Source organism: Paragemmobacter kunshanensis (genome assembly GCF_011059185.1).
Classification (GTDB): Bacteria; Pseudomonadota; Alphaproteobacteria; order Rhodobacterales; family Rhodobacteraceae; genus Paragemmobacter; species Paragemmobacter kunshanensis.
In genome coordinates this window covers 76895-103124 of sequence record NZ_JAALFE010000014.1, presented here as the reverse complement: position 1 = coordinate 103124, position 26230 = coordinate 76895, and the positions used below count along the sequence as shown (strand labels likewise).

25 protein-coding genes and 5 tRNA genes are annotated in these 26230 nt (G+C 67.8%); 27 read left to right on the top strand and 3 right to left on the bottom strand.

Annotated features, from left to right (window positions below; translation table 11 throughout):
* Position 1: 1 nt before the first annotated feature.
* The 5 genes from aroB (at position 2) to G5V65_RS14630 (ending at position 3631) form a co-directional block, all read left to right on the top strand.
* Complete coding sequence (gene aroB / locus G5V65_RS14650) at positions 2 to 1117, top strand: 3-dehydroquinate synthase (RefSeq protein ID WP_165051450.1); 1116 nt, start codon at positions 2 to 4, stop codon at positions 1115 to 1117.
* An 86-nt stretch (positions 1118 to 1203) separates the two neighbouring features.
* Positions 1204 to 1995 carry a MotA/TolQ/ExbB proton channel family protein gene (locus tag G5V65_RS14645; RefSeq protein WP_165051448.1) on the top strand — a complete coding sequence of 264 codons (792 nt, stop codon included), beginning with the start codon at positions 1204 to 1206 and terminating at the stop codon, positions 1993 to 1995.
* 4 nt (positions 1996 to 1999) lie between these two features.
* A complete protein-coding gene (locus G5V65_RS14640) occupies positions 2000 to 2380 on the top strand; it encodes an ExbD/TolR family protein (RefSeq protein ID WP_165051446.1) in 381 nt (126 codons plus the stop codon).
* A gap of 4 nt (positions 2381 to 2384) precedes the next feature.
* Complete coding sequence (locus G5V65_RS14635; protein WP_165051444.1) at positions 2385 to 2786, top strand: ExbD/TolR family protein; 402 nt, start codon at positions 2385 to 2387, stop codon at positions 2784 to 2786.
* On the top strand, positions 2783 to 3631 hold the full coding sequence (locus G5V65_RS14630; protein WP_165051442.1) for an energy transducer TonB: 849 nt from the start codon (positions 2783 to 2785) through the stop codon (positions 3629 to 3631). The genes G5V65_RS14635 and G5V65_RS14630 overlap by 4 nt, the downstream gene beginning before the upstream one ends.
* Positions 3632 to 3669: 38 nt before the next feature.
* Here the strand turns inward: G5V65_RS14630 and G5V65_RS14625 are convergent, their stop codons facing one another.
* The gene (locus tag G5V65_RS14625; RefSeq protein ID WP_165051439.1) at positions 3670 to 4113 is read right to left on the bottom strand and encodes a hypothetical protein; all 444 of its coding nucleotides are present in this window, start codon (positions 4111 to 4113) and stop codon (positions 3670 to 3672) included.
* A gap of 181 nt (positions 4114 to 4294) precedes the next feature.
* On the opposite strand from G5V65_RS14625, the gene G5V65_RS14620 reads away from it, so the two are divergent.
* The 21 genes from G5V65_RS14620 (at position 4295) to G5V65_RS14520 (ending at position 23518) form a co-directional block, all read left to right on the top strand.
* A complete protein-coding gene (locus G5V65_RS14620; protein WP_165051437.1) occupies positions 4295 to 5806 on the top strand; it encodes an alpha/beta hydrolase family protein in 1512 nt (503 codons plus the stop codon).
* 143 nt (positions 5807 to 5949) lie between these two features.
* Positions 5950 to 6471, top strand: a complete 522-nt coding sequence (locus G5V65_RS14615; RefSeq protein ID WP_165051435.1) for a hypothetical protein — start codon at positions 5950 to 5952, stop codon at positions 6469 to 6471.
* A gap of 72 nt (positions 6472 to 6543) precedes the next feature.
* On the top strand, positions 6544 to 7782 hold the full coding sequence (locus G5V65_RS14610; protein ID WP_241250578.1) for a Coenzyme F420 hydrogenase/dehydrogenase, beta subunit C-terminal domain: 1239 nt from the start codon (positions 6544 to 6546) through the stop codon (positions 7780 to 7782).
* A 278-nt stretch (positions 7783 to 8060) separates the two neighbouring features.
* Entirely contained in the window at positions 8061 to 8651 is a 591-nt protein-coding gene (locus G5V65_RS14605) for a DUF1989 domain-containing protein (protein WP_206526807.1), read from the top strand.
* 27 nt (positions 8652 to 8678) lie between these two features.
* Positions 8679 to 10310: an MBL fold metallo-hydrolase RNA specificity domain-containing protein gene (locus G5V65_RS14600; RefSeq protein ID WP_165051431.1), complete on the top strand. Its 1632-nt coding sequence runs from the start codon at positions 8679 to 8681 to the stop codon at positions 10308 to 10310.
* A gap of 56 nt (positions 10311 to 10366) precedes the next feature.
* Entirely contained in the window at positions 10367 to 10765 is a 399-nt protein-coding gene (locus tag G5V65_RS14595; protein WP_165051429.1) for a YbhB/YbcL family Raf kinase inhibitor-like protein, read from the top strand.
* 69 nt (positions 10766 to 10834) lie between these two features.
* A complete protein-coding gene (gene tgt, locus G5V65_RS14590) occupies positions 10835 to 11965 on the top strand; it encodes a tRNA guanosine(34) transglycosylase Tgt (RefSeq protein ID WP_165051427.1) in 1131 nt (376 codons plus the stop codon).
* A 290-nt stretch (positions 11966 to 12255) separates the two neighbouring features.
* Positions 12256 to 13506 (top strand): PAS domain-containing protein, encoded by a 1251-nt coding sequence (locus G5V65_RS14585; RefSeq protein WP_165051425.1) that lies wholly within the window; start codon positions 12256 to 12258, stop codon positions 13504 to 13506.
* Positions 13507 to 13736: 230 nt separating this feature from the next.
* Complete coding sequence (gene lon / locus G5V65_RS14580; protein WP_165051423.1) at positions 13737 to 16145, top strand: endopeptidase La; 2409 nt, start codon at positions 13737 to 13739, stop codon at positions 16143 to 16145.
* 186 nt (positions 16146 to 16331) lie between these two features.
* Positions 16332 to 16802: an HU family DNA-binding protein gene (locus tag G5V65_RS14575; RefSeq protein ID WP_165051421.1), complete on the top strand. Its 471-nt coding sequence runs from the start codon at positions 16332 to 16334 to the stop codon at positions 16800 to 16802.
* 13 nt (positions 16803 to 16815) lie between these two features.
* Positions 16816 to 16890 (top strand) — tRNA-Val (locus G5V65_RS14570).
* Positions 16891 to 17062: 172 nt separating this feature from the next.
* Entirely contained in the window at positions 17063 to 18520 is a 1458-nt protein-coding gene (locus G5V65_RS14565; protein ID WP_165051419.1) for a hypothetical protein, read from the top strand.
* 61 nt (positions 18521 to 18581) lie between these two features.
* The gene (locus G5V65_RS14560) at positions 18582 to 19085 is read left to right on the top strand and encodes a CesT family type III secretion system chaperone (RefSeq protein WP_165051417.1); all 504 of its coding nucleotides are present in this window, start codon (positions 18582 to 18584) and stop codon (positions 19083 to 19085) included.
* Between the two features lie 81 nt (positions 19086 to 19166).
* Positions 19167 to 19242: transfer RNA gene (locus G5V65_RS14555), tRNA-Val, on the top strand.
* A 91-nt stretch (positions 19243 to 19333) separates the two neighbouring features.
* Positions 19334 to 20389 (top strand): phosphotransferase, encoded by a 1056-nt coding sequence (locus G5V65_RS14550; RefSeq protein WP_165051414.1) that lies wholly within the window; start codon positions 19334 to 19336, stop codon positions 20387 to 20389.
* The gene (locus G5V65_RS14545; RefSeq protein WP_165051412.1) at positions 20386 to 21693 is read left to right on the top strand and encodes an aspartate aminotransferase family protein; all 1308 of its coding nucleotides are present in this window, start codon (positions 20386 to 20388) and stop codon (positions 21691 to 21693) included. Before G5V65_RS14550 ends, G5V65_RS14545 begins: the two co-directional genes overlap by 4 nt.
* A gap of 109 nt (positions 21694 to 21802) precedes the next feature.
* A complete protein-coding gene (locus G5V65_RS14540) occupies positions 21803 to 22735 on the top strand; it encodes a pirin family protein (RefSeq protein ID WP_165051410.1) in 933 nt (310 codons plus the stop codon).
* Between the two features lie 216 nt (positions 22736 to 22951).
* Positions 22952 to 23028: transfer RNA gene (locus G5V65_RS14535), tRNA-Asp, on the top strand.
* A 27-nt stretch (positions 23029 to 23055) separates the two neighbouring features.
* Positions 23056 to 23132 (top strand) — tRNA-Asp (locus tag G5V65_RS14530).
* Between the two features lie 27 nt (positions 23133 to 23159).
* Positions 23160 to 23236 (top strand) — tRNA-Asp (locus G5V65_RS14525).
* Positions 23237 to 23281: 45 nt separating this feature from the next.
* Positions 23282 to 23518, top strand: a complete 237-nt coding sequence (locus G5V65_RS14520) for an RND transporter (protein WP_241250577.1) — start codon at positions 23282 to 23284, stop codon at positions 23516 to 23518.
* Positions 23519 to 23663: 145 nt separating this feature from the next.
* Here the strand turns inward: G5V65_RS14520 and G5V65_RS14515 are convergent, their stop codons facing one another.
* Positions 23664 to 24107, bottom strand: a complete 444-nt coding sequence (locus G5V65_RS14515) for a GNAT family N-acetyltransferase (RefSeq protein ID WP_165051408.1) — start codon at positions 24105 to 24107, stop codon at positions 23664 to 23666.
* A complete protein-coding gene (locus G5V65_RS14510) occupies positions 24104 to 25477 on the bottom strand; it encodes a M20/M25/M40 family metallo-hydrolase (protein WP_165051405.1) in 1374 nt (457 codons plus the stop codon). Before G5V65_RS14510 ends, G5V65_RS14515 begins: the two co-directional genes overlap by 4 nt.
* 111 nt (positions 25478 to 25588) lie before the next feature.
* On the opposite strand from G5V65_RS14510, the gene G5V65_RS14505 reads away from it, so the two are divergent.
* Positions 25589 to 26140: a DUF4189 domain-containing protein gene (locus G5V65_RS14505; protein ID WP_241250576.1), complete on the top strand. Its 552-nt coding sequence runs from the start codon at positions 25589 to 25591 to the stop codon at positions 26138 to 26140.
* Positions 26141 to 26230 lie beyond the last annotated feature (90 nt).

Sequence of the window (26230 nt, the reverse complement as noted above, 5' to 3'; positions counted from 1 at the left end):
CATGGGGATCGACAGGGTGCCGGTCGCGCTTGGCGCGCGCTCCTACGAGGTGCGGATCGGGCCGGGCCTGATCGACCGCGCCGGGGCCGAGATCGCGCCGCTGCTGAAGCGCCGCCGCGCCGCCATCGTCACCGATGACACCGTGGCCCCCCTGCATCTGGCCCGCCTTCAGGTCGCGCTGGCCGCCGAAGGCATCGACAGCACCGCGCTGGCGCTGCCCGCGGGCGAGGCGACGAAGGGCTGGCCGGAATTCGCGCGCTGCGTGGAATGGCTGCTCGACCAGAAGATCGAACGCCGCGACATCGTCATCGCCTTCGGGGGCGGGGTGATCGGCGATCTGGTGGGCTTCGCCTCTGCCGTCCTGCGGCGCGGGGTGCGCTTCGTGCAGATCCCCACCACGCTTCTGGCGCAGGTCGACAGCTCGGTCGGCGGCAAGACCGGGATCAACACCGCGCAGGGCAAGAACCTTGTCGGGGCCTTCCATCAGCCCTCGCTCGTGCTGGCCGATACGATGGTGCTGGAAACCCTGCCACCACGCGATTTCCGCGCGGGCTATGGCGAGGTGGTGAAGTATGGCCTTCTGGGCGACGCGGCCTTCTTCGACTGGCTCGAGGTGAACGGCCCCGCCCTGGCCCGCGATGCCGACTTGCGCCAATATGCCGTGCGCCGCTCGGTCGAGATGAAGGCGGGCATCGTCTCGCGCGATGAAACCGAAGAGGGGGAGCGCGCGCTGCTCAACCTTGGCCATACCTTCTGTCACGCGCTGGAAAAGGCCACCGGCTATTCCGACAGGCTTCTGCATGGTGAGGGCGTGGCCATCGGCTGCGCGCTGGCGTTTGAGCTGTCGCAGCGGCTGGGCCTGTGCGCGCAAGAGGCCCCCAGCCGCCTGCGCGCGCATCTGCGCGACATGGGCATGAAGGTGGATCTGGCCGATATCCCCGGCGATCTGCCGGGGGCCGAGGCGCTGGTCGCGCTGATGGGGCAGGACAAGAAGGTGATCGACGGACGCCTGCGCTTCATTCTGGCCCGCGGCATCGGTGATGCCTTCGTGGCCGAGGACGTGCCCCCCGATCTGGTGACCGCGCTGCTGCACGAGGCGCTGCAGGCGCGACGCTGAAGCGCGGGGGAAGGTCGCCCGCGGCGCTTGCGCGCAAGGGCCCAAGGGCGTAGCACGAAGGCATTCCCGCAGCTTCCCGTGCCGCCATGAACCCCGATACGCCCAGCCCCGATCCGCTTGCCGCCCTTCCCGTCGCGCCCTCCGGGCTTCTGGCCCGGATCACCGGCTTTCTCGATATGGGTGGCCCCGCGATGTATGCCATCGCGGCGCTGTCGGTGCTGACGCTGGCGCTGATCCTGTGGCGCATCTGGGCGCTGATGCGGCTGGGGGCCTTTTCCGGCGGGCGCGTCACCGCCCGCGCCCTGGCCCTGTGGGAAGCCGGCGATCGCGCGGGCGCGCAGGCGCTGCTTGCCGGGCGCCGTTCCGCCCGGGCGCGGGTGCTGCGCGCCGCGATGGAGGCCGCGCTCGACCCGCGCCTCGACCGCGCCGCGACCGAGGCCGCCACCGAACAGATCGCCCGCGCCACCCTGAACGAGGCGGGCGCCGGCCTGCGCTTCCTTGACCTTGCCGCCAGCATCGGCCCGCTGCTGGGGCTTCTCGGCACGGTGACGGGGATGATCGCGGCCTTTCAGGGCCTGCAGGCGGCCGGCGTGCGCGCCGATACCGCCACCCTGGCGGGCGGGATATGGGAGGCGCTCCTGACCACCGCCGCGGGCATGGCGGTGGCGATCCCCGCCATGATCGCGCAGAGCTGGTTCGAAGGGCTGATCGACGGCCTGCGCCACGATATCGAGGATGGCGCGACCCGCATCTTCCTGGCCCAGGACAGGCTGCGCGGGCGGCCCGTCCTCGTGCCCGAAGGGGCAGGGGCCGCCGTGGTGAACTGGGCCGAGGCCGCGGCGCGCGCCGTGGCCCAGGCCAATGCGCGCGGGGATTAGGGCGATGCGGCTTGCCCCGGCGGCGCGGCGGCGGCGTGGCCTGAACCTCACGCCGATGATCGACGTGGTCTTCCTGCTGCTGGTCTTCTTCATGCTGGTCTCGCGCTTTGGCCAGCTGGATGGCGTGCCGCTGGCGCTGGCGGGGGGCGCCGCGCCCGGCTGGTCGGGCGCGCCGCGCCTTGTCGATGTGCGCCCCGAGGGCCTGTCGCTGAACGGCACCGCGCTGGATGAGGCGGCGCTGATTGCCGATCTGCGCCGCCTGATGCCCGCGCCCGATGCGCCGGTGGTGCTGCGCCCGCAGGACGGGGCCGATGTGCAGCGCCTCGTCGCGGTGATCGACCTGCTGCGCGCGGCGGGCATCACCCATGTCCTGATGGCGGAATAGCCCGATGCGCCTGGCCCCGCCGCAGACCCGCCGGAAATCCGATCCGCTTCTGCCGATGATCGACGTGGTCTTCTTCCTGATCGTCTTCTACATGATCGTCTCTTCCTTCGCCGAGCCCGAACCCTTCGCCATCGCCCCGCCGCAATCGGCGCAGGCCATGGCGGTGGAAGGCGAGGCGGCGCTTTTCCTCGGCGCGGATGGCATCGCGGCCATCGCGGGGGGGGCGGGCGCGATCACCGGCGATGCGGCGCTGGCCGCGCTTGCGGCGCGCTGCGCGCCCGGGGGCTGCGGGCCGCTCCGGCTGCATGCCGATGCCGCGGCCCCGGCTTCGGCGCTGGCGGCCCTCCTGCCGCGCCTTGCGGCGGCGGGCTATGGCGACATCCGCCTTGTCACGGTGCAGCCATGACGCGCCGGGGCGAATTCGCCATCGCGGCCGGGCTGGCCATTGCCCTGCATCTGGCGGCCTTTGCCGGGCTTGCCGGCAATGCCGAACCGGGGATCGAGGCCGCCGGGGATGGCGGGGTGGAGCTTGTCTCGCTCACCGCATCGGATGCCGCGCTGGCCGAGATGATCCGCCAATGGGAAACCCCGCCCGATCTTGCCACCACCGCGCCCGCCCCGCAGGCCCCGCCGCCGCCCGATCCCGCCCCGCAGATCGCGGCAGACCCGGCCCCCGCGCCGCTGGCCCTGCCGATGGCACTGGCCCTGCCGCAGCCCGCCGCACCCGATGCCGCCCCCCGTGTCGAGACGCCGCCGCCGCCCCCTCCGCCACCTGAACCCAAGCCCGAACCCAAGCCTGAACCCAAACCCGAACCGAAACCCGAACCCAAGCCCAAGCCCGCAGCAAAACCCGCCCCCGCGCCCAGCCCGGCCCAGCCTGCGCAGACCGCCGCAGGGCAGGGCGGGGCAGAGGCCGCCGGTCAGCAGGGGCAGGCCCGCGCCGCCACCGCCTCGGGCGATGCGGCGCGCAACCTGCGGGCGGAATGGGGGGCCGAAATCCGCGCCCGCATCGAAAGGCGCAAATCCTATCCGCGCGATGCGGGCGGGGCCACAGGCACGGTCAAGCTTCGGATCTCAGTAGGCACCGACGGACGGCTGATCGCGGTGGGGGTGCTGGCCTCTTCCGGCCAGCCTGCGCTGGATGCCGCCGCCGTCAAGGCGGTGCAGCGCGCGGGCCGCTTCCCGCGCGCCCCCCGGGCGCTGGGGGCGGGGCAGGCCGATTTCACCCTTTCGATCAGCTTCAAGCCCTGACCGATCCGGTCCGGGCGCGCAGGTCAGGCGATCCGCGCCTAGAACAGCACCTTGTAGCTGTTGCCCAGCGTATCCGTCGCCGTGCCTGTGCCGCTGGTCGTGCCGCTGCCCGTCACGAAGGTGCCCTGCACGATGGTCCCGTCGCGGCAGACGGCATAGATCTCGCCGGAATTCACCCCGGCCACGGTCGACCGGTCACGCCCCAGCCGCCCGCCCAGATTGCGGATCGACAGGTCGATCCCGCGCTCCTTGGTCACCACCGTCGGGGCGACGCTGGTCCAGGTGCCGTTGCAGCGCGGCCCCTTCGGCAGGCGAAAGCTCAACTCGCCGGAATTGTCGCGCGCATTCGTGGCCTTGGCCACGACGACAGGCGGCGGCACCTGCGCGGCCAGCGGGCCTGCGACGGGATAAAGCTGCATGTCCCGGGACGAACCGCAGGCGGCCAGCAGGCCGAGGGAGAGAAGGGCGAAGGCACGGATCACGCAAAACCCCGTTCGATGGCTGAGTCGATGGCGCGGCACCCTAAGCGCTGCCCGCCGCCGCGACAATGGCCCGCCGCGAGGGCACCGCTCACGCTTTCGCCACCGTGGCATCCGCCGCCGCGCGTGCTAGGTGGGGCAGAAAGGGCAGGGCAGGGAAGGCAGGGCAGGGGATGACCGCGCAATGAAACGCATCGCAGTGGCCCTGTGCGCCCTTCTGGCCATCCTCGTCTCGCTCTGGCATCTCGACAGCGCCCGCAAGGGGCTGACGATCCAGCCGCTCGCCGGGGCCGATATCGCCCCTGCCACGCTTTACCTGCCGCCCGGCACCGATCCCGCGCCCCTTGTCGTGGTGGCGCATGGCTTTGCCGGATCGCGGCAATGGATGGAGTCCTTCTCGCTCGCCCTGGCGCAGTCGGGCTATCTGGTGGCCAGTTTCGATTTCATGGGCCATGGCCGCAATCCCCACCCGATGACGGGGGATGTCACCTCGGTCGAGGGCACCACCCGGTTGATGGTTGATGAGTTGCGCGCCGTCGCCCGCGCCGCGCTGGCCCATCCCCGCGCCGATGGGCGGCTGGCCTATCTGGGCCATTCCATGGCCTCTGACATCGTGATCCGCGCGGCCCTGCCCGATCCCGAATCCCCCGCCGTGCAGGCGGTGGTGGCCGTCTCGGCCTTTTCGCGGGCGGTGACGCCTGCGGAACCCGCCAATCTGCTGCTGATCGCGGGCGCATGGGAAAGCCGCCTCGCGGATGAGGGGCTGCGCCTCTTGCGCCTCACCGATCCGGCAGCGGGACCGGAGAGCGAGGTGGGCGAGATCACGCAGGGCACCGCGCGCCGCCTGATCCTGGCCCCCCATGTGGAACATGTGGCGGTGCTGCAATCCACCGTGGCGCTGGATGCGGCGGCGCTCTGGCTTGACCGGGTCTTCGGGCGTGATGGCGCAAGGCCCGCCGAGAACCGGGGCGGCTGGATCCTGCTTCTGCTGGCAGGCGTCGCGGCGCTGGCCTGGCCCCTGGCCCGGGCGCTGCCCGCAGGCCCGCCCGCAGGCGCGCCTGCCGGGGCAGCGCCCCTTGGGCTGCGCCCCTTCCTTGCCGCCTGCCTGCTGCCGCCCCTTGCCGTGCCGCTGCTTCTTGCCCCCATCGAGACGCGCATCCTGCCCGTCCTCGTGGCCGATTACCTGGTGCTGCATTTCGCGGCCTATGGCGCGCTGACGCTTGCGCTGCTGGCCCGGGCCGGGGCGCTTGCCGGGCAGTTCCCGGCGCGGGTCTGGCCGCTTGCGCTGCTGGTGGGCGCGGCTTCCATCGCGGGATTCGGGCTGGCGCTGGATCAGGCGGTGGCCTCCTTCCTGCCGCATGCGGGCCGCCTTGCGGTGATCGCGGGGCTGGCGCTTGGCGCGGTGCCCTATCTGCTGGGCGACGCGATCCTGACAGAGGGCGGTCGCGCGCCGCTCTGGCGCGTGCTCTTGGCGCGCGGGGCCTTCCTCGCCTCGCTTCTTGCGGCGGTGGCGCTGAACTTCGACCGGCTGATGTTCCTTCTGATCATCCTGCCGGTGATCCTGCTCTTCTTCCTGATCTTCGGCACGCTTTCGGGGGTGATCGGGCGACGGACGGGCCTGCCCGCCATCGCGGGCATCGGCATGGGGCTGATGCTGGCCTGGTCGCTGGGCGTGACCTTCCCGATGTTCGCCTGACCCGGCGCTATCCCTTTGCGCCCGCGCCGCTGCCTTTGGTCTGCCGCCCCGCCGTCATCCTGTCTTCGCAGGGGGGAAAGGCTGTGCCAGCCTTGACCCGTTGTTCCAGTTCCCGTTCCTGTCCCCTGACAAGGATCTGTCCCATGCCCCGAGACCTGCACCTGCTTTCCCGCGCGGCCACGCTCCTGGCCCCGCATGTGGACCTGCGCTGGGACAGGCCCCGCCGCCGCGGCGCGACCCTGATCAGCCGCGCCGCCATCGGCGCCTTCTCCGAAGCGATCCTGCAATCCGTCGATCCCGATCCCGACAGCGCCGATCCGGCCTCGGGCCTCTCGGGCTGGAGCCGCCCGCTGCCGGGCTGCCGCGATCCCTTTCCCCTGCGGCTCTGGGCCTTCAGCCCGGCCACCGACGCCCCGGCATGGGAGGCGCTGCGCCATGCCATCCGCCTGAACCTGCTGATGCAGGCGCAGATCCACCTGCTGCTGACCCGCGCCCCCCTGGGACAAAGCCTTTCGGGCCTTGTCCTGCGCGATGCCGCCGCGGCCCGCCGGGCGCTGGAGCCGCTCGCCCCGCACAGGCTGCAGGGCGGCGATCTGGCCACGCTCCTGACCGCGCTCTATCGCGGAGCGCCACGCTCGGGGCGGCAGACTGTCAATCAGGCCTGACAGTTTTTCTGGACGTAACGGCTGACGCGCACTAGCTTTGCCCAAGGGCCAGCCCGGCCCGCAGGGATCATCATGCCCGACGGCCCGCTTCCCCCCATGCCCGGCCTTGCCGCCCCGTCGCTTGGCGGTGCGCCGCGCCCGGGGCTTTGCACCGATTGCGGCATCTCGCGCCTGGGCGATGGCCGCGCCTGCGGCCGGGCCTGCCAGTTCATCGCGCCCGACTACCCCGCGCGCGAGGCGCGCGCGCATGGCCGCCCGGCCGACCCGGCACAGGGCGAAGAGCGTTTCTTCGGCGTCACCCGCCGCATGCTGCGCGTTCGCATGACCGCGCCGCTGCCCGGCGCGCAATGGACCGGGATCACCACGGCCTTGGCCGCGCGGCTTCTGGAAACCGGGGCGGTGACGGCGGTGCTGACCACCGCGCCCGATCCCGAGGACCGCTGGAAACCCCTGCCGGTGATCGTCACCGACCCGGCCGAGATGCCGCGGGTCCGCGGCATGCGCATGGGGTTCGGCCCGACGCTCGCGCTGCTCGAACCCGCCGCTGCCGCCGGGCACCGGCGCATCGCGGTGGTGGGCATTCCCTGCCAGGTCCACGCCCTGCGCGCGCTCGAGGCGGAACTGGGCTTCGAGCGGATCCATGTCATCGGGACCCCCTGTTCCGACAATACGACGACCGAGAATTTCCACCATTTCCTAGCCCGGATCGACCCGCGACCCGAGACGATCAGCTATCTGGAATTCCGCGCCGATTACCGGGTGGAGCTGCGCTATGACGATGGCCGCCCCACGCGCACCGTGCCCTTCCTCAAGCTGCCGCTGTCGCAGCTTCCGGCCGATTTCTTCCCGATGACCTGCAAGACCTGCGTCGATTACACCAACCGTCTGGCCGATATCACCGTGGGCTATATGGGCGGCGATGGCGATCAATGGGTGATCACCCGCAATGACCGGGGCGAGGAACTGCTGGCGCTGCTGGCCGACCGCGTCACCGTCAGACCGCTGACGGACAAGGGCAAGCGCGCGGGGGCCGTGCGCGGCTTCATGGCCAATACCGAACGCGCCGCGGGCGGCCTGCCGCTGCGCGCCATGCCCGACTGGGCGCGCCCCATCGTGGCCTTTCTGCAGCCGCGCATCGGGCCGCGCGGCCTTGAATTCGCGCGGGCCAGGGTGGAGATGAAGGCGATCGAAACCGTCCTCCACCTGCGCCGCGTCTTTCCCGCCCGGATGAAGAACATGATCCCCGCCCATGTCTGGCGGCTGGTCGCGCCCTATGGCCTGACCCCCGGACCGGAAGAGGAAAGGAAATAGGCGGCACGCGCCCCCGTTCCGGGGCCGCGCATTCCTTTTGTCTCGCCTGCGCGCATTCGCGCTTCGGCTCGGGTCAGGGGGCGGCTGCCCCCTCTGGCGTCGCGTGCCGCGCCGCCATTCACCCCCGCGGGTATTTGCCGCCAAGATGAAGGGAAAGCGCGACCTGCCCCTTCATCCTGGCCCAAATACCCATGCAACGGGGCCACCCGCGCCGGGGCCCGGGGGTCTTGCAATGGTCTGTCGCAAGGATCATCGTGGCCGGAAAGGGGAGGGCGGCCATGGAAACGGTTCCGGCGCGGCGGGGCAGGGCGGTCAGGCTGGCGGCGGGGCAGGCGATCCGCATCGTGAACACCCATGGCACGCAGGTGGTGGATACCTGGGCCTTCAATGCCGGGGATCCGGGGGAATTCATGTCGATGGAGCATCTGCGCGGCTTCATCGGTTCGGTCTTTCCGAAGGCGGGCGACGCGCTGCTGACCAATCGCCGCCGTCCGATCCTTGTGCTGGAGGAGGACACCTCGCCCGGGCGGCACGACACCGTCATCGCCGCCTGCGATATCCACCGCTACCGCATGCTGGGCTGCGGCGATTACCATGACAATTGCACCGACAACCTGCATGCCGCCCTTGCCATGATCGGCTTTCCCCGCACCGAAACCCCCAGCCCGCTGAACCTGTGGATGAACATCCCCATCGCCGCCGATGGCGGCATCACCTGGGGAGAGCCCCTGTCGAAGCCCGGCGATCATGTCCTGCTGCGCGCGCAGATGGACTGCGTGGTGGTGATGTCGGCCTGCCCGCAGGACATGATCCCGATCAATGGCAAGGATTGCACCCCGGTCGAGGTACATTTCGCCGTGATCGACTGATCGCATCATCGCAAGGGAAATGCCGCCATGTCCCGCAATCCGATCCTGACCTTCCACGGAGCCGCGCGGGCGGTGACGGGATCGTGCTTCCGGCTGGAAACCGCCACGGGCGCGGTGCTGGTGGATTGCGGGATGTTCCAGGGATCGAAGACGGAAAAGGGCCTGAACTACCGCCCCTTTCCCTTTGACGCCGCCGCGATTTCCGCGGTCCTGCTCACCCATGCCCATATCGACCATTCCGGGCTGCTGCCCAAACTTGTGCGAGACGGCTTCACCGGCCCGATCCACGCCACCCCGGCGACCGTGGATCTCTGCGCCGTGATGCTGCCCGACAGCGCCCATATCCAGGAGACCGAGGTCGAGATGCTGAACCGCCGCAACCGGCGGCGCGGCGGCGCGGATCTGACGCCGATCTATGATGCCCGCGATGCCGAGGCGACGCTGGCCCTGATGCGCCCGCAGGAGATGGACCAGTGGTTCCCCGTCCTGCCCGGCTGCCGCGCGCGGTTCTGGAATGCGGGGCATCTGCTGGGCTCGGCCTCGATCGAGGTGGAGCTGACCGCCCCGAACACGCCGCTGCGCCTGCTCTTTTCCGGCGATATCGGCCCGGATGCCAAGCTGTTGCAGCCCGATCCGGAAGGGCCGTCGGATCTGGATTACGTCATCTGCGAATCCACCTATGGCGATACCGACCGGATCGAGGCCAGCGCCGAACACCGCCGCGCCGCCCTGCGCGATGAGGTGCGCGCCGCCTGGCGCGAGGATGGAGTCCTGCTGATCCCCACCTTTGCCGTCGAACGCGCGCAGGAACTGATCGCCGACCTCTCCACCTTGATGCTGGCGGGCGACATCCCCTTCTGCCCCATCCATGTCGACAGCCCCATGGCCACCCGCGCCACGGCCCTGTTTCGCAAGCATGCGCGCGCGTTGGAGAACGGCGCCGCGCTGGTGGAGGGGCTGCAATCCAGCCATCTGCATTTCACCGAAACGGTGGAACAGTCCCGCGCGCTGGCCAATGCGCGCGGCTTTCACATCATCCTTGCCGCCTCGGGCATGTGCGAGGCCGGGCGCATCCGCCACCATCTGAAAAACTGGATCGCGCGCGAGGCGGCGACGCTCCTGCTCGTGGGCTATCAGGCCGAGGCGACGCTGGGCCGGCTGTTGCAGGACGGCGCGCGCGAGGTGCGGATCCAGGGCGAGGAATTCCCGGTCCGCGCGCGGATCCGCTCCATCGACCTGTATTCCGGCCATGCCGACGGGCGCGAACTGGTGCAATGGATCACCGAACGCCTGCCGGTCCGCCATGGGCTGTTCCTTGTCCATGGCGAATCCGAAGCGATGGAGGCGCTGGCCGCGCGGCTGGTCCCGCTTCTGCCGGGTGACCGTCTGGCGCTGCCCGCGCTGGATGACAGCTTCGGCCTTTCGGCCGATGGCTTCATCCGCCGGGCCAATGCCGATCCGCCGCGCCTTGCGCCGGAACAGGTGGCGCGGATGGACTGGCACAATGATGTGTCGCGCCTGATCCTCGATATCAACGAAGCCCTGCGCGCCACCGCGGATGAGCGCGCGCGCAACACCCTGATCCGCCGCCTGCGCCACGCGCTGGAGGAAAGCGGCCATATGCCACCGCCGCGAAAATCCGCGCGGCACCGGCAATGATGGCCCGGGCTGCGGGCCTTGATGAAACGTGTCACCCTCCACAGGAAAGGTTTGCCATGTCCCTTCTGACCCGCCTGATAACCGCAGCGATCCTGATGACGTCGCCGATCCCCGCTCTCGCCTTCGAGATCGCCTTCACCTGGGATGGGCTGAAGCCCTGCAGCAGCGGCAATCCGGGAACGGTGCCCAGCCCGGCCTTTGCCGTAAGGGACGTGCCCGAAGGCACGGCCTTCATCCGCTTCAAGCTGGTGGATCGCGATGTGCCGGGCTTCAACCATGGGGGCGGCGTCGTGGCCTATGCGGGGGGCGATGTGATCCCGGCGGGGCAGTTCAAATACAAGCAGCCCTGTCCGCCGGATGGCGCGCATCGCTATGAATGGACGGCGACCGCACAGACAAAGAAGAACGGCGGCAAGCTGGCGGTGGCCAAGGCGGCGCGGCCCTACCCGGAATAGAACTGTCCCCTCTTTCCATCCCGCCCGCCTTGCGCCAAAAGGGGCCGCTTTCAGGAAAGGGCCACGACCATGGCGCAGGGCTTCGGCTTCACCCTTCATGCAACGGATGGCAAGGCGCGCACTGGCGTCATTCACACCACCCGGGGCGAGATCCGCACCCCCGCCTTCATGCCCGTGGGGACCGCCGCCACCGTCAAGGCCATGCTGCCCGACAGCGTGCGTGCCACCGGGGCGGATATCCTGCTGGGCAACACCTATCACCTGATGCTGCGCCCCACCGCCGAACGCATCGCGCGGCTTGGCGGCCTGCACCGCTTCATGAACTGGGATCGCCCGATCCTCACCGACAGCGGCGGGTTTCAGGTCATGTCGCTGGCCAGCCTTCGCAAGCTGACCGAGGAAGGCGTGCGCTTCTCGTCCCATATCGACGGGTCGAAACACATGCTCACCCCCGAACGCAGCATGGAGATCCAGCGCCTTCTCGGCTCTGACATCGTCATGTGCTTCGATGAATGCCCCGCGCTGCCCGCGACCGAGGCCGAGGTCGCGAAATCCATGCAGCTGTCCATGCGTTGGGCGCAACGCTCGCGCGATGCCTTTGGCGACAGGCTGGGCCATGCGCTTTTCGGCATCATGCAGGGCGGCGTGACCCGCGATCTGCGCGAGGAATCGGCGCGTGCGCTGACGGGCATCGGCTTTGACGGCTATGCCGTGGGCGGCCTTGCCGTGGGCGAGGGGCAAGAGGCCATGTTCGACGTGCTGGACTATGCCCCCGGATTCCTGCCTGCGGACAAGCCCCGCTACCTGATGGGCGTGGGCAAGCCGGATGATATCGTGGGCGCGGTGGAACGCGGCATCGACATGATGGATTGCGTGCTTCCCTCCCGCTCGGGCCGCACCGGCCAGGCCTGGACAAGGGCAGGCCAGATCAACATCAAGAACGCCCGCCACCAGGACGATCCCCGCCCGCTGGACGAGGAATGCACCTGTCCCGCCTGCCGCAACTATTCCCGCGCCTATCTGCACCATGTCAACAAGGCGGGCGAGATCATCGCCTCGATGCTGATGACCTGGCACAACCTGCACTACTATCAGGATCTGATGCAGGGTCTGCGCGATGCCATCGCGGCGGGGCGGCTCTCGGCCTTTGTCGCCGATTTCCACGCCCGCCGCGCCGAAGGCGACATCGACCCGCTCTGATCACCAGCCCCGGCGCAACTGGCGTACCCGCCCATCAGGTCACGCCCGGCGGGCAACAGCCTGCACCCCGCCCTTTCCCGGCCCGGGGGCCATCCCTCCGGATGGTTGCCTAAAGGCCCGCGCGCCCTGGTCGTAAGACCATTGAACCGCTCCCGGCCCGGGCCTTGCCCCTCCGGGGTGGAGAAAAGGCAGACCAGAATGACGACCCCGTCCCCGAATGCCGGCAACGGCCCCCGCCCCGGATCCCGGGCATGACCCTGCATTGCGAAGCCCAGGGTTTTGAAAGCGCGATGGAACAGGCCCGCGCGCTCCGGCCCCGCAGCGGGGCCGCCCCCTTCGCGGCGGATGAGGTCTTCTTCTCGCGCACCGACGGGCGCGGGGTGATCCGGTCCTTCAACGATGTCTTCCTGCGCATCGCCGACTATGCCCCCGGCGATCTGATCGGCGCGCCCCATCGCATCATCCGCCATCCCGACATGCCAAAGGGCGTCTTCCACCTGATGTGGGAGGGCATCAAGGCCGGCCATCCCATCGGCGCCTATGTCAAGAACCGCGCCCGCGACGGGCTGCATTACTGGGTCTTCGCGCTGGTCACCCCGGTCGAGGACGGCTATCTCTCCGTCCGCATCAAGCCCTCGTCCGATCTGATGCCGGTGATCGAACAGGAATATGCCTCGCTCCTCGCCGCCGAGGCGGGGGGCCTCTCGCCCGAAGCTTCGGCCCGGCGCATCTGCGAACGCCTGCGCGCGCTGGGATTTCCCAATTACGCCGCCTTCCAGACCGAGGCGCTTCTGCGCGAGATGCGCAGCCGCCGCGCGCTTCTGGGCCAGCCCCCCGAACGCGATCTCGATGCGCTGCACCGCATGGTTGTCGACCTGCGCAAGGTGCGCGGCGAACTGGCCGATCTGCAGCATGTGCTGCACGGGGCCAATCTGCTGACCGCCAACATGCGCATCGTCGCGGCCAAGCTCTCCGAAGGCCGCCGCACGATCAGCGAGATCGCCCGCAGCTACGGCGTCATGCTGTCGGATGTGCAAAGCCATGTCAGCGGCTTTTCCTCGCTGGAACGGGGCGAAGGCCCGCATGCCACCTGCGGCGAGGAGCGGGGCCTCTTCCTGCTTTGCGCCGCGCGGCTGATGGATGGGGTGCGCGCCGATTTCGCGACCCGCGCCGTGGCGCTCGACGGCGTGGACCGTGACCGCGAATCCCGGATCCTGTCCGAGGTCGCCGAAACCTATGCCCGCGATGCCGAGGGCGCGATGACGGCGGTCCTCGATCAGGCCCGCGCGCTGCGCCGCAATGTGGAATATCTGCGCCGGCTCATCGTGGGGCTGTCCACGGTCCGCATCGCCTGCCGGGTGGAAAGCGGCATGCTCAGCCACCGCTCGGCGGGGCTGGAAACCATCATCGGCCGCATCGATGCGCTGCAGGATACCATCGGCAGCGGGCTGGAACGGATCGACACCGCCTGCGGCGCGGCGCTTTCGGCGCTGCGCGACTGGCACGCGCTGGTGCCGCGCGGCGTGGCGGCCGCCGCCTGACAGGCCCGCCCGGGCGGCACGATCCGTGCAGAAGGGGCGGCAGGCTTCGTAAAGGATGCGACCAATGCCTGCTTGCCCCCGCCTTCGGCTGGGCGCATCATGGCGGACAAGTTGATGTGAAGGCATGGTTGACTCGCCCCCGGCGGGCCACCAGATATGGATACCGAAGGGGAGGGCCGAGCGCTGCCGAAGACCGGGGCCGGGGCCTTCCTGCCAGACAAGGACACATGATGAGCGATACCCTCTCCCCCAGCTATCCGGTGCTGCCGCTCCGCGATATCGTGGTTTTCCCGCACATGATCGTGCCGCTTTTCGTGGGCCGCGAGAAATCCGTCCGCGCGCTCGAAGAGGTCATGGCCGACGACCGCCAGATCCTGCTTTCCTCGCAGATCGACCCGTCGGTTGACGATCCCGACACCGACGCCATCTACCGCGTCGGTGTGCTGGCCAATGTGCTGCAACTGCTGAAACTGCCCGATGGCACCGTCAAGGTGCTTGTCGAAGGCAAGACCCGCATCCGCATCACCGATTTCATCGCCAATGACCGCTTCTTCGAGGCGCGCGTCGCGCCGCTTTCGGAAACGCTGGGCGACAAGGCCTCGGTCGATGCGCTGATCCGCACCGTGGCCGAGGAATTCGAACGCTACGCCAAGATCAAGAAGAACATCCCCGAAGAGGCGCTGGCCGCCGTTGCCGAAACCCGCGAACCCGCGCGCCTGGCCGATCTGGTGGCGGGCCATCTGGGCATCGAGGTGGGCCAGAAGCAGGATCTTCTCGAAACCCTCGAAGTCTCGGCCCGTCTGGAAAAGGTCTATGGCCAGATGCAGGGCGAAATGTCCGTGCTTCAGGTGGAAAAGAAGATCAAGTCGCGCGTCAAGACCCAGATGGAAAAGACCCAGCGCGAATATTACCTGAACGAACAGATGAAGGCGATCCAGCGCGAGCTGGGCGATGGCGAGGAAGGCCAGAACGAGATCGCCGAACTCGAAGAGCGCATCAAGAAGACCCAGCTTTCCAAGGAGGCCCGCGAAAAGGCCGAAGGGGAACTGAAGAAGCTGAAATCCATGTCGCCCATGTCGGCCGAGGCGACGGTGGTGCGCAATTATCTCGATTGGCTTCTGGGCGTGCCCTGGGGCGTGAAATCGCGCGTGAAGAAAGACCTGCACAAAAGCCAGGACGTTCTCGACAAGGATCATTACGGCCTTGAAAAGGTCAAGGAACGCATCGTCGAATACCTTGCCGTTCAGGCCCGCAGTGCCAAGCTGAAGGGGCCGATCCTCTGCCTCGTCGGCCCTCCGGGCGTGGGGAAAACCTCGCTGGGGCGCAGCGTGGCCAAGGCCACGGGGCGCGAATTCATCCGCATCTCGCTGGGCGGGGTGCGCGACGAATCCGAAATCCGGGGCCACCGCCGCACCTATATCGGCTCCATGCCCGGCAAGATCATCCAGGCGCTGAAGAAGGCCAAGACGACCAATCCGCTGATCCTGCTCGATGAGATCGACAAGATGGGCCAGGATTTCCGCGGCGACCCGGCAAGCGCGATGCTCGAGGTGCTGGATCCCGAACAGAACGCCACCTTCGTGGATCACTACCTCGAGGTGGAATACGATCTGTCCAACGTGATGTTCATCACCACGGCGAATTCCTACAACATGCCGGGCCCGCTGCTGGACCGGATGGAGATCATTTCGCTGGCGGGCTACACCGAGGATGAAAAGCGCGAGATCGCCAAGCAGCACCTGATCCCCAAGCAGATCGAGGGGCATGGCCTGCGCAAGGGCGAATTCGCCATCACCGATCCCGCCCTGACCGAGGTCATCCGCACCTATACGCGCGAGGCCGGGGTGCGGAACCTGGAACGCGAAATCGCCAAGCTGGCCCGCAAGGCCGTGACAGAGATCGTCAAGAAGAAGGAAAAGACCGTCGAGGTCACGCCCGAAAAGCTTGAGGATTACCTGGGCGTCAAGCGCTTCCGCTATGGCCTGGCCGAGAAGGAGGATCAGGTCGGCGTCGTCACGGGCCTGGCCTGGACGTCCGTCGGCGGCGATCTTCTGTCGATCGAGGCGCTCAAGCTGCCCGGCAAGGGGCGGATGAAGACGACGGGCAAGCTCGGCGACGTGATGAAGGAATCGATCGAGGCGGCGGCCTCCTATGTCCGCTCCATCAGCCCGGAGCTTGGGGTGAAACCGCCGAAATTCGAAACCATCGACATCCATGTCCACGTCCCTGAAGGCGCCACGCCCAAGGACGGCCCCTCGGCGGGGCTTGCCATGGTCACCTCCATCGTCTCGGTCCTGACGGGCATCCCCGTCCGCAAGGACATCGCCATGACCGGCGAGGTGACTTTGCGCGGCAATGCGCTGGCCATCGGGGGGCTCAAGGAAAAACTGCTCGCCGCCCTGCGCGGCGGGATCAAGACGGTGCTGATCCCCGAGGAGAACGCCAAGGACCTGCCCGAGATCCCGGCCAATGTGCGCGAAGGTCTGACCATCATCCCGGTCAGCCATGTGAAAGAGGTGCTGAAACATGCCCTCGTCCGCGCCCCCGAACCGGTGGAATGGGACGAGGCCGCCGAAGAGGCGGCGGCAGCGGCGGCCAAGGCCGCGGCCTCCAGCACGGCGGCGCAGATCGCGCATTGATCGGGGGCAGGTCGCCCCTGACCGCCCGGCATGAGGGGGGCGCGGTTCACCGCGCCCCCCCTTGCTATCCAGCGCGTGAAAATTCTGCGCCGGTTCAACCGCAGTGGTGGAAATCCGCGCCCAAGCCGGATAACCTTTGCCCACCGATAACAGGTCGCACCCGACCACCAGCAGGGCAGTAGTGTCATGGCCACCAGTTCCGCCAGTAAATCCGCCGTCAAGAAACCGGCCGCGAAGAAACCCGCCGCCAAACCTGCCGTGAAGGCGGTCGTGGCCGCGCCGAAGATCGCCGCGCCCGTTCTCGCCTCCGTGCCCGCGGCGCCCCCCGCGGATGCCGCCGCGCTCGCGCGGCCCGCCAAGGCCGCGGCCGGCCCGCAACTGAAGAAGAAGGAACTGCTCTCCCGCGTCGTGGCCGCCCTCGACGGCAAGAAGAAGGGCGGCGTGAAGGAAATCGTCGAGGCCACCCTCGCCACCCTGGGCGAGGCGCTGCAGAAGGGCGAATCCCTGAACCTGCCGCCCCTCGGCAAGGCCCGCGTGGCCCGCACCAAGGGCGAAGGGGCCGAACAGCAGATCACGCTGCGCCTGCGCGGGGCAGGGGAAAAGAATGCGCCCAAAGGCCCGAAAGAGGCCCTTGCAGAGGTCGGCGAAGACGACTAAACACCGCGCCATCGGGCGATTAGCTCAGCGGTAGAGCGCTTCGTTCACATCGAAGATGTCAGCGGTTCAAATCCGTTATCGCCCACCATCCTTAGGCAAAGGCGCTGCACCAGGCAGCGCCTTTCGTCTTTCGGGCCCCCCCCGACAAGGCCGCGGCCAGTCCCGCCCTGCAAGGCCGCAGCACTTGTATCCGATGACACAAGCCCCGCCCCCCTTTCGCGGCATGATCGGCCCATCACCCTTGCCAAAGGACAGCCGCCGTGAAAACCAGCAACACCCCCCAGATCAAATCCATCTCGCCCGGCCTCTCGCCCCGGACCGAAGACAAGACCGCCGTCAAGCAGACCGGCACCGACAAGGCCCCGCACCTTGACCGCGAGGCCGGGCTGAAGAAACTCTTCAACTCGCGCACGGAATTCGCCATCGGCTTCAAGGCCTTCTTCAAGTCCATCGGTTCCGACAAGAAGATGGACACGATCAAGACCGAGATGAAGGAAAGCATGAAGGCGGACTACCACGACCGCATGGATCGCAAGGAAAAGCTGGAAAACAAGGAGATCAAGGCGATCAAGACGCCCACGCTGTCAGAGATCCTAAAGGCAAAGCAGGCGCTGCCTTTCGATCTGGCGTCGATCCCGTTCCAGAAGAACTCCAAGCTCGTCCTCAGCACGCAGATCGACGTCTTCATCGACGAGGCGAAATCGAAGAACATGAAGAACCCCGAGCAGATCTCTGCCTTCGTGAATTCCTTCGTCGAAAAGCTTCTCATGGAGCGGCTGTCTCTCACCTCGGCGCTTTCCTACAATCGCGACTCCCTCCTGAGCATCGCGAATGAATTCAAGACAGAAGGTCGCTCGCTGAAGGCCGACATCGTGACGAACTTCATCACCGTGATGGATGATCTGTTAAGCAAGGATGGCAGCATCGCCCAGTTCAGCAACGAAGGCAAAACGAACCTCGACGAAGAGATCGTGAAGGCAAGCAAAGACAAAAAGGCGGCAGACGCCTTCCTCCGCGGCAAGGCCTATGATCCGATCGGTCTTGTCCTGCATTCCCACGGGCTGAACAAACTGGCCAAGCATATGGAGTCCGCGATCAGCGATCTGGTGACGGTGCAGGACTTCAAGGACATTCCTCCGACTACTCAGCTCAAGAGCGAAAATGGCAAGAAGGAGTATCTCACCCCCCTGCACGGCGCCGCGCTTAAGATGATCGACGCGCTGAACAGGTTCGAGGTGCCGCAGGATCTGCGGGACAAGATCTCAGAACAGACTGCACGCATTACCGATGCGGTGAAGAACAAGACGATCGATGCAGAGATGGGCAAGAACCTGATGCACAAATGGTTCAACAACGCCGTGATCCTGCGTGTTGTCAATCCGTCCCTGACCTCTTCCGACAAGGCGAATGTCCACGCGCAAAGCCGGCAACTGAACCTGTTGTCGCAGTTTGTGCAGGCGATTCTCAATGGCAACACCAGCGCCAATTTCAAGAACAAGGAAGCGGGCACGGAATTCGACCGCATCGCAGGCGGTCTGTCGAACAAGTTCAACCAGATCCTCGTGGACAAGTTCGGCATGCCCAACGATGTGTTTGAGGTCAAACCCGAACCCGACGCTGTGCAAAACCAGCCGGAACCGCCCAGTTTCCAGGATTTCCTCGCCGCGCAGCGCCAGCCGGTCGACGGTGGGCAGGTCAACCCGCCCGAGAACAACTGATCCAGGGCGCGCCGCGCGCCCAGTGGCCCGTAACAAGTAGAACCAGTCAGGTGTTTCCACGATGAAAGATGCAAATCACGCCCTCGACATCCTCGGTCGCAAGCTCGGCCTTGCCAGCCTCGGCTTCGATGATCAGGGCCTTGTCGGCCTGTCCCTGGCCGAAGGGGTGACCTTTCACCTCACCCGGATCGACGATGCGGAACTCGAGGTGTCCACCCCGATCCAGTGCCTTGATTTCCCCGATGCCGCGCTGCTGCGGGCGATGGTCGAAGGGCATTACCTGGGCGCGGCGGTCGGGGCAGGGCGGCTTGCCGTCGATCCCGACAGCGACAGGGTGATCCTGTGCGAACGCTGGGTGATCGCCGACATGGAGGCCCCCGTGCTTGAACGCCGGTTCGAGGATTTCGCCGCCAATGCCGTCTTCCTGATGTCCGAAGGCGGCGAGGCCCTGCTGGAAAGGGCGGAAACCATCCGGCTTGAAAACCTGCCAGCGGGCGGCGATTTCGCCCCTGACGACATGCAGGAAGGCGAAGACGGCGATCCCCCCATCGTCATGCGCCTGTGATCCCCCCCTGCGGCAGGCGGGGCGGCGCGTGCCGTTTCCGCTTGCCGCGGGCCTTGGCCTTGGGCTAAAGCCTGCCCCCGGGGGCGGTTAGCTCAGTTGGTAGAGCGTCTCGTTTACACCGAGAATGTCGGGGGTTCGAGTCCCTCACCGCCCACCATCCCCCACCCATCCCCCCCGGCTGTCGGATTCGGGCGCTTCCCTTTTGCCGCGCTTCCTGCTGAAACTCGGGGGATGACAGGATGCCGCCCATGACCGACGCCCCCCTCGGCCCGCTGCTCGACAGCCGGCCGCCCGCCTTCCCGCCCGATCAGGTGGCGGGCTGGCTGGCGCGGCATTGGGGCCTGTCGGGTGCGCTGCGCCCGCTCACCTCGGAACGCGACCTGAACCACCGGATGGACGCGCCCGAGGGGCGCTTCGTCGTCAAGATTGCCAACCTTGCCGAACCCCATGCGATGACGCGCTTCCAGAGCGCCGCGCTGCGCCATGCCGCCGCCCGCGATCCGGCGCTGCCCATCCCGCATCTGCGCCCGCTGTCGGACGGCAGCGCCGATCTGGTCCTGCCGGAGGGCCATCTGATGCGGGTGCTGACCTGGGTCGAAGGCGCGCCGCTCGCGGGCCTGCCCGCCTCGCGCGCGCAGTCGCAGGGCGTGGCACGGCTGGGCGGGCGGCTGGCCCGGGCGCTGCGCGGCTTTGCCGATCCCGCCGCCGATCACGTCCTGCAATGGGATATCAAGCGCGCCGCCGCCCTGCGCCCGCTCGTGCCCCATATCGCCGATGCCGATCTGCGCGCCCTTTCCACCGCGCTGCTGGACCGGTTCGATGCCCGCATCGCGCCCGCCTTGCCCGCCCTGCGCTGGCAGGTGATCCATGGCGATCTGAACCCCCACAACATCCTGGCCGATCCCGCCGCGCCCGACCGCGTGACCGGCATCCTCGATTTCGGCGACATGGTCCTGACCCCTGCGGTCTGCGATCTGGCCGTCGCCGCCGCCTACCGGATCGAACCCGATGCCCCCGCCGCCGCGCTGGCCGCCTTCGCGGCCGCCTGGGCCGCCGAAAGCCCGCTGTCGCGGGACGAGGCCGCGCTCCTGCCCGATCTGGTGGCCGCCCGCATGGTCACGACCCTGGCCATCACCAGCTTTCGCGCCGCCCGCTACCCCGAGAACGCCCCCTATATCCTGCGCAATTATCCCTCTGCCGCCGCGGGCCTGCGGGCGCTTGCCGATGCCGGACCCGCCGCGCTGCAGGCGGCGCTGGCCGCCGCCCTGGCCGAAACCGCCCCCAACCCGATGGAACAGCCATGACCCGCGATCCCATGCCCAATGCCTTTGTCCCCGGCACCGGCACACTCGGCCCGGTCGAGACCGCCATGGTCGACCGCCGCCAGCGCCTGCTCGGCCCGGCCTACCGGCTGTTCTACGAAACCCCCGTCCATCTGCTGCAGGGGCAGGGGGTCTGGCTGCATGATCCCGAAGGCAAGGCCTATCTCGACACCTACAACAACGTGGCCTCGGTCGGGCATTGCCACCCCCGCGTGGTGGCCGCCATGTCCGAACAGGCGGCCCGCCTCGCCACCCATACCCGCTACCTGCATGATGGCGTGCTGGCCTATGCCGAACGCCTGCTGGCGCATTTCCCGCCCGACCTCGCCCATGTGATGTTCACCTGCACCGGGTCCGAGGCGAATGACCTCGCCCTCCGCCTGGCCCGCGCCGCCACCGGCAACACCGGCATCATCGTGACCGCGAACGCCTATCACGGCGTCACCGCCGCCGTGTCGGAATTCTCGCCCTCGCTGGGGGCGGGCGTGCCCCTCGGCCCGCATGTGCGCACCATCCCCGCCCCCGATGCGCGCCAGGGCGATCCCGCCATCACCTTTCCCGCCGCCGTTCAGGCCGCCATCGACGATCTGGCCCGCCACGGCATCCGCCCCGCGCTTCTGGTGGTGGATACCGTCTTCTCCTCTGACGGGCTGTTTACCGATCCGCCCGGCTTCCTCGCCCCCGCCGCCGCCGCCATCCGCGCCGCGGGCGGGCTCTTCCTCGCCGATGAGGTGCAGCCCGGCTTTGGCCGCACCGGCAGCCATATGTGGGGCTTCGCCCGCCATGGCGTGATCCCCGACATGGTCAGCCTGGGCAAGCCGATGGGCAATGGCTATCCCGTCGCGGGCCTTGTCCTGCGCCCCGGGGTGATCGCCGAGTTCGGCGCGAAGGCGCGCTATTTCAACACCTTCGGCGGCAATGCCGTGGCCGCCGCCACCGCCATGGCCGTGCTGGACGTGATCGAGGATGAGGGCCTGATGCAGAACGCCGCCCGCACCGGCGCGGCCTTCCGCGACGGGTTGCAGGATCTTGCCCGCCAGCACGGGCCCTTGGGCGATGTGCGCGCCGCGGGCCTCTTCCTCGCCGTCGACATCGTCACCGACGGCCAGCCCGACCGCACCCGCGCCGCCCGCATCGTGAACGCCCTGCGCGACGAACGCATCCTGATCTCTGCCACCGGCCCGCAGGGCCATGTGCTGAAGATCCGCCCGCCGCTGGTTTTCTCGGCCGAGAATGCCGCCTTCTTCCTCGACGGGCTTGACCGCGTCCTCACCCGCCTCGCGTGATCCCGCTGTGCCTTCCTGCACAGGGCCCGCGCATCACCAAGGGATGACGCGCGGGCGCACAGCGCCTATCCTCGGGCTTTCCTGATCCCCCCGATCCCCGGAGGCTGCCATGAGCTGGAACCCCGCCCTCGATCCCGATATCCCCGTCGGCGATGCCGTCGATGCGATCGAAGCCGTCATCATTCCCCGCGCCCGCGATCTGGGCGGCTTCGAGGTGCGCCGCGCGCTGCCCTCGGCCCAGCGCCAGATGGTCGGCCCCTTCATCTTCTTCGATCAGATGGGCCCCGCCGAATTCCTGACAGGGCAGGGGATCGACGTCCGCCCCCATCCCCATATTGGCCTGGCCACAGTCACCTACCTTCTCAAGGGCCGGATGCATCACCGCGACAGCCTCGGCACCGATCAATGGATCGAACCGGGCGCGGTCAACCTGATGATGGCGGGCCACGGCATCACCCATTCCGAACGCACCGATGGCGAGATGCGCGCAAGGCCCCATGCCATGTTCGGCCTGCAAACCTGGCTCGCCCTGCCGCAGAAGAACGAGGATGACCCCGCCGCCTTCCTGCATGCCCCCGCCTCCGTCCTGCCGGAACTGGAGGGAGAGGGAAAGCAGGTCCGCCTGATCCTCGGCAACGCCTGGGGCGAGACCGTCCCCGTCGCCACCCCGTCCGAGGTGTTCTACGCCGACGCCACCCTTGCCCCCGGCGCCGCGATTCCCCTGCCGGACGAGCATGAGGATCGCGGCATCTACATCCTCTCGGGCGAGGTGACGGTGGCAGGCCAGACCTTCCCCGCAGGCCAGATGCTGGTCTTCCGCCCCGGTGACCGGGTCTCGGCCCGCGCAGGCGGGCAGGGGGCGCGGATCATGCTGCTGGGCGGGGCCACGATGGATGGGCCGCGCCATATCTGGTGGAACTTCGTGGCCTCCTCCAAGGAACGGATCGAGGCCGCGAAAGAGGCCTGGCGCGCCGGCGACTGGGCGCATGGCCGTTTCCGCCTGCCGCCGGGCGATGACGCGGAATTCATCCCCGCGCCGTAAGCGGTTTCTGACGCAGAAACCGCGACGGAATTTGACGCAAATTCCGCCAACCGGCGCCGCGCCCGGAAGGCGATTTCTGCGTGCAGAAATCGACGCGAAATCTGCGTCAGATTTCGCTTTCCCCACTTCCCCCGGAATTTTCCCCAATCCTCGCTTGACGCCGCCCGCGCCCTTCCGTAATACCCCCACACGTTCGGAAAGCCGGGCGGTGGACACGCGGTTGTAGCTCAGTCGGTTAGAGTACCGGCCTGTCACGCCGGGGGTCGCGGGTTCGAGCCCCGTCAACCGCGCCACCGCCCGCTTTCCCGAATGTGACCAGCGCGGTTGTAGCTCAGTCGGTTAGAGTACCGGCCTGTCACGCCGGGGGTCGCGGGTTCGAGCCCCGTCAACCGCGCCACCGCCCGCTTTCCCGAATGTGACCAGCGCGGTTGTAGCTCAGTCGGTTAGAGTACCGGCCTGTCACGCCGGGGGTCGCGGGTTCGAGCCCCGTCAACCGCGCCATTTCACCACAGATGCAAGTTCCTGCATGGATGATAGCCGTCCGCCATGACGGAGTTTCTCATGCATTATCTCGACCAGATCCCCCTCAGCCTTGCCGTGATCGCGGCGCTGACCCTTGGCCTCGCGCCCTTCTTGCCGGAACCGCATATCTGGGAAAAGCTGCGGATGCTGGCCGCAGGCACGCTGACCCGCCCGCTCGACATCTTCGATCTCCTGTTCCACGCGCTGCCCTGGCTGATCCTGGCGGCCAAACTGGCCCGCATGGCGCTCAGCCGCGGTTAGGAAAGGGTTAAGGTTAACGCCTTTTCCGGCCGATTCTGTGCCTCGGCGTATGCACAGCCGTCTGCACCGGCAGCCTGCACCGGTCGCGGCATGGCCCCTCCGGCCCATGCCCCTGATATCGCAGCAGATTAACGCAGCGCGCGGCTCACAGCCGCAACCGATAGCGCAGATGCCCGTCCGAAGGCGTGAACCGGTCATACAGCCGCCGCGCCACGCTGTTCGTCTCATCCGTATGCCAGTACAGCCGCTGCCAGCCCTTGCCCCGCGCCAGCGCCATCAGATCCTCGATCAACGCACGGCCCAGCCCCTTGCCGCGCGCCTCGGGCGACAGGAACAGATCCTCCAGATAGCAGTCATCCCCGATCACCCAGGTCGAGGGATGGTGCAGATGGATGGCGAATCCCGCCATCCGCCCCCCCGCAAAGGCCAGCCGCGCCTTGACGGGCGATGCCGGATCCATCAGCCGCGCCCAGGTGGCCGCCGTCACCTCGGGTGCAAGGGATACCTCATAGAAATCAAGGTATTGCTGCCAAAGCTCGCGCCAGCCCGCCTCATCCTGCGGGCCTGCGTCGCGGATTTCCACGCTCATGCCAGCCTCGCCAGGACGCGGGCCCAGGACCGGATTCCCTTGTGGAAGCAGTCCAGATCGTATTTCTCGTTCGGGCTGTGGATCTGGTCGTCATCCCGGCCAAAGCCGATCAGCATGGCATCCATGCCCAGCACCGTCTTGAAATAGCCCGCGATCGGGATCGACCCGCCCGATCCGACAAAGGCCGCGGCCCGCCCCCATTCCTCGGTCAGGGCCTGCCGCGCCGCCTCGAAGGCCGGATCGCCGATCTCCATGACGCTGGCAGGCGACCCCTCGATGCCGTCATGCCAGAGGATCTCGCAATCCGCGGGGATCTGCGCCTCGGCCCATTTCCGGAAGGATTTCAATATCTTCTCGGGATCCTGCCGGGATACCAGACGGAAACTCACCTTCGCATGCGCCTCGCCCGGCAGCACCGTCTTGAACCCCGCCCCGGTATAGCCGCCCCAGATCCCGTTCACCTCGGCCGTGGGGCGCGACCAGATCATTTCCAGCGGCGTCCGGTCCACCTCGCCCGCGGGCAGGGACAGGCCCACATCCCCCAGATATTTGCCATGATCAAAGGCCAGCGCCTGCCACTGGGCGCGCAACTCATCGGGCAATTCGGCGACATCGTCATAGAATCCGGGCACTTGCACGTGCCCGTTCGCATCATGCAGCCCCGCCAGCAGCCGTGTCAGCACATGGATCGGATTGCGCGCCAGCCCGCCATACATCCCCGAATGCAGATCGCGCGACGCGGCCCGGACGGTGAATTCCGCCTTGCACAGCCCCCGCAGCATGGTGGTGATCGCAGGCACCGCATCCTCGAACAGGCCCGTATCGCAGATCAGCGCAAGGTCCGCCCGCAACTCATCGGCATTCTCCCGCATGAAGGGGATCAGCGAGGGCGACCCCGATTCCTCTTCCCCCTCCAGAAAGATCGTAAGCCTTCCGGGCAGGCTGCCATGCACCGCCTTCCAGGCGCGGCAGGCCTCGATGAAGGTCATCAGCTGGCCCTTGTCATCCGAACTGCCGCGCGCGCGGATCACCTTGCCCTTGGCCGTCTCCTCGATTGCCGGATCAAAGGGATCGCGCGCCCAAAGTTCCAGCGGATCAACGGGTTGCACGTCGTAATGGCCATAGAACAGCAGGTGCCGCCCACCCGCCCCGCCATGGCCCACCACCATGGGATGGCCCGGCGTGGGGCGGCTTTCGGCGGTGAAACCCAGCCCCCGCAGATCCTCGGCCAGCCAGTCCGCCGCCCGGGCGCAATCGGCCTTGTAGGCCGGATCGGTGGAAATCGACGGGATCCGCAAGAGCGCCATCAACCGTTCCAGCGCCTGCGGCAAATCTGCGTCGATACGGGCAAGAACTGCGTCAAGGGTCATCGGGCTTCTCCTGAATGTGAACCGCGCCGCGACCCTAACAGCACGACTGCCCCTGTCCAGACCCGCCCCGACAGGCTAGAACAGCCACGTTGTCCCGCGCAGAGGTGTGCCATGCCCAGATCCGCCATGATGGTTCCCTTCCTTCTGCTTTCGGCAGGCCCCGCCCTGTCGCAGGCCGTCACGGGCGATGCCGCCGCCGCGCTGCTTTTTCCGCCAGCCCCGGCCGAGGTGGAAATCAACGGCCAGGGCGTGTTGCCCAAGGATCAGGCCAAGATGCTGGCCATGGTCGCCAAGGATCAGCCCTATTACGCCGCCATCGCCATCTCGCCCGATGAAGGGCTGATGTCCGAGGCCACGATCGCCGCCGCCAACCACCACACGATCGAGGCCGCCAGCACCGCCGCCCTTGCCGAATGCAACGCCAAGAAGAAGGGCGCGGCTGATTGCGTCATCGTGGCCCAGGTCCGCCCCGAAGGCTGGGAGGCGCGCCCGCTGCAGCTTTCCGCCTCGGCCACGGCGGATTTCCAGAACTATTCCGGGGCCTTGGCGATTTCGGCCCTGACCGGTTCCTGGGGCCTTGGCGCCACGGCGGAGGAGGCCGTCGCCGCCTGCACCGCCAAGCAGGAGGCCGCGACGGATTGCACCGTTGCCATTGCCGAGTGATTGCGGCAACTCGTCCCGGGACAAGGCAAGGAATGTTTGACAGATTGATGCATATCAAAGTCTGCAAATGACTGCCGTTCCATGACTGAC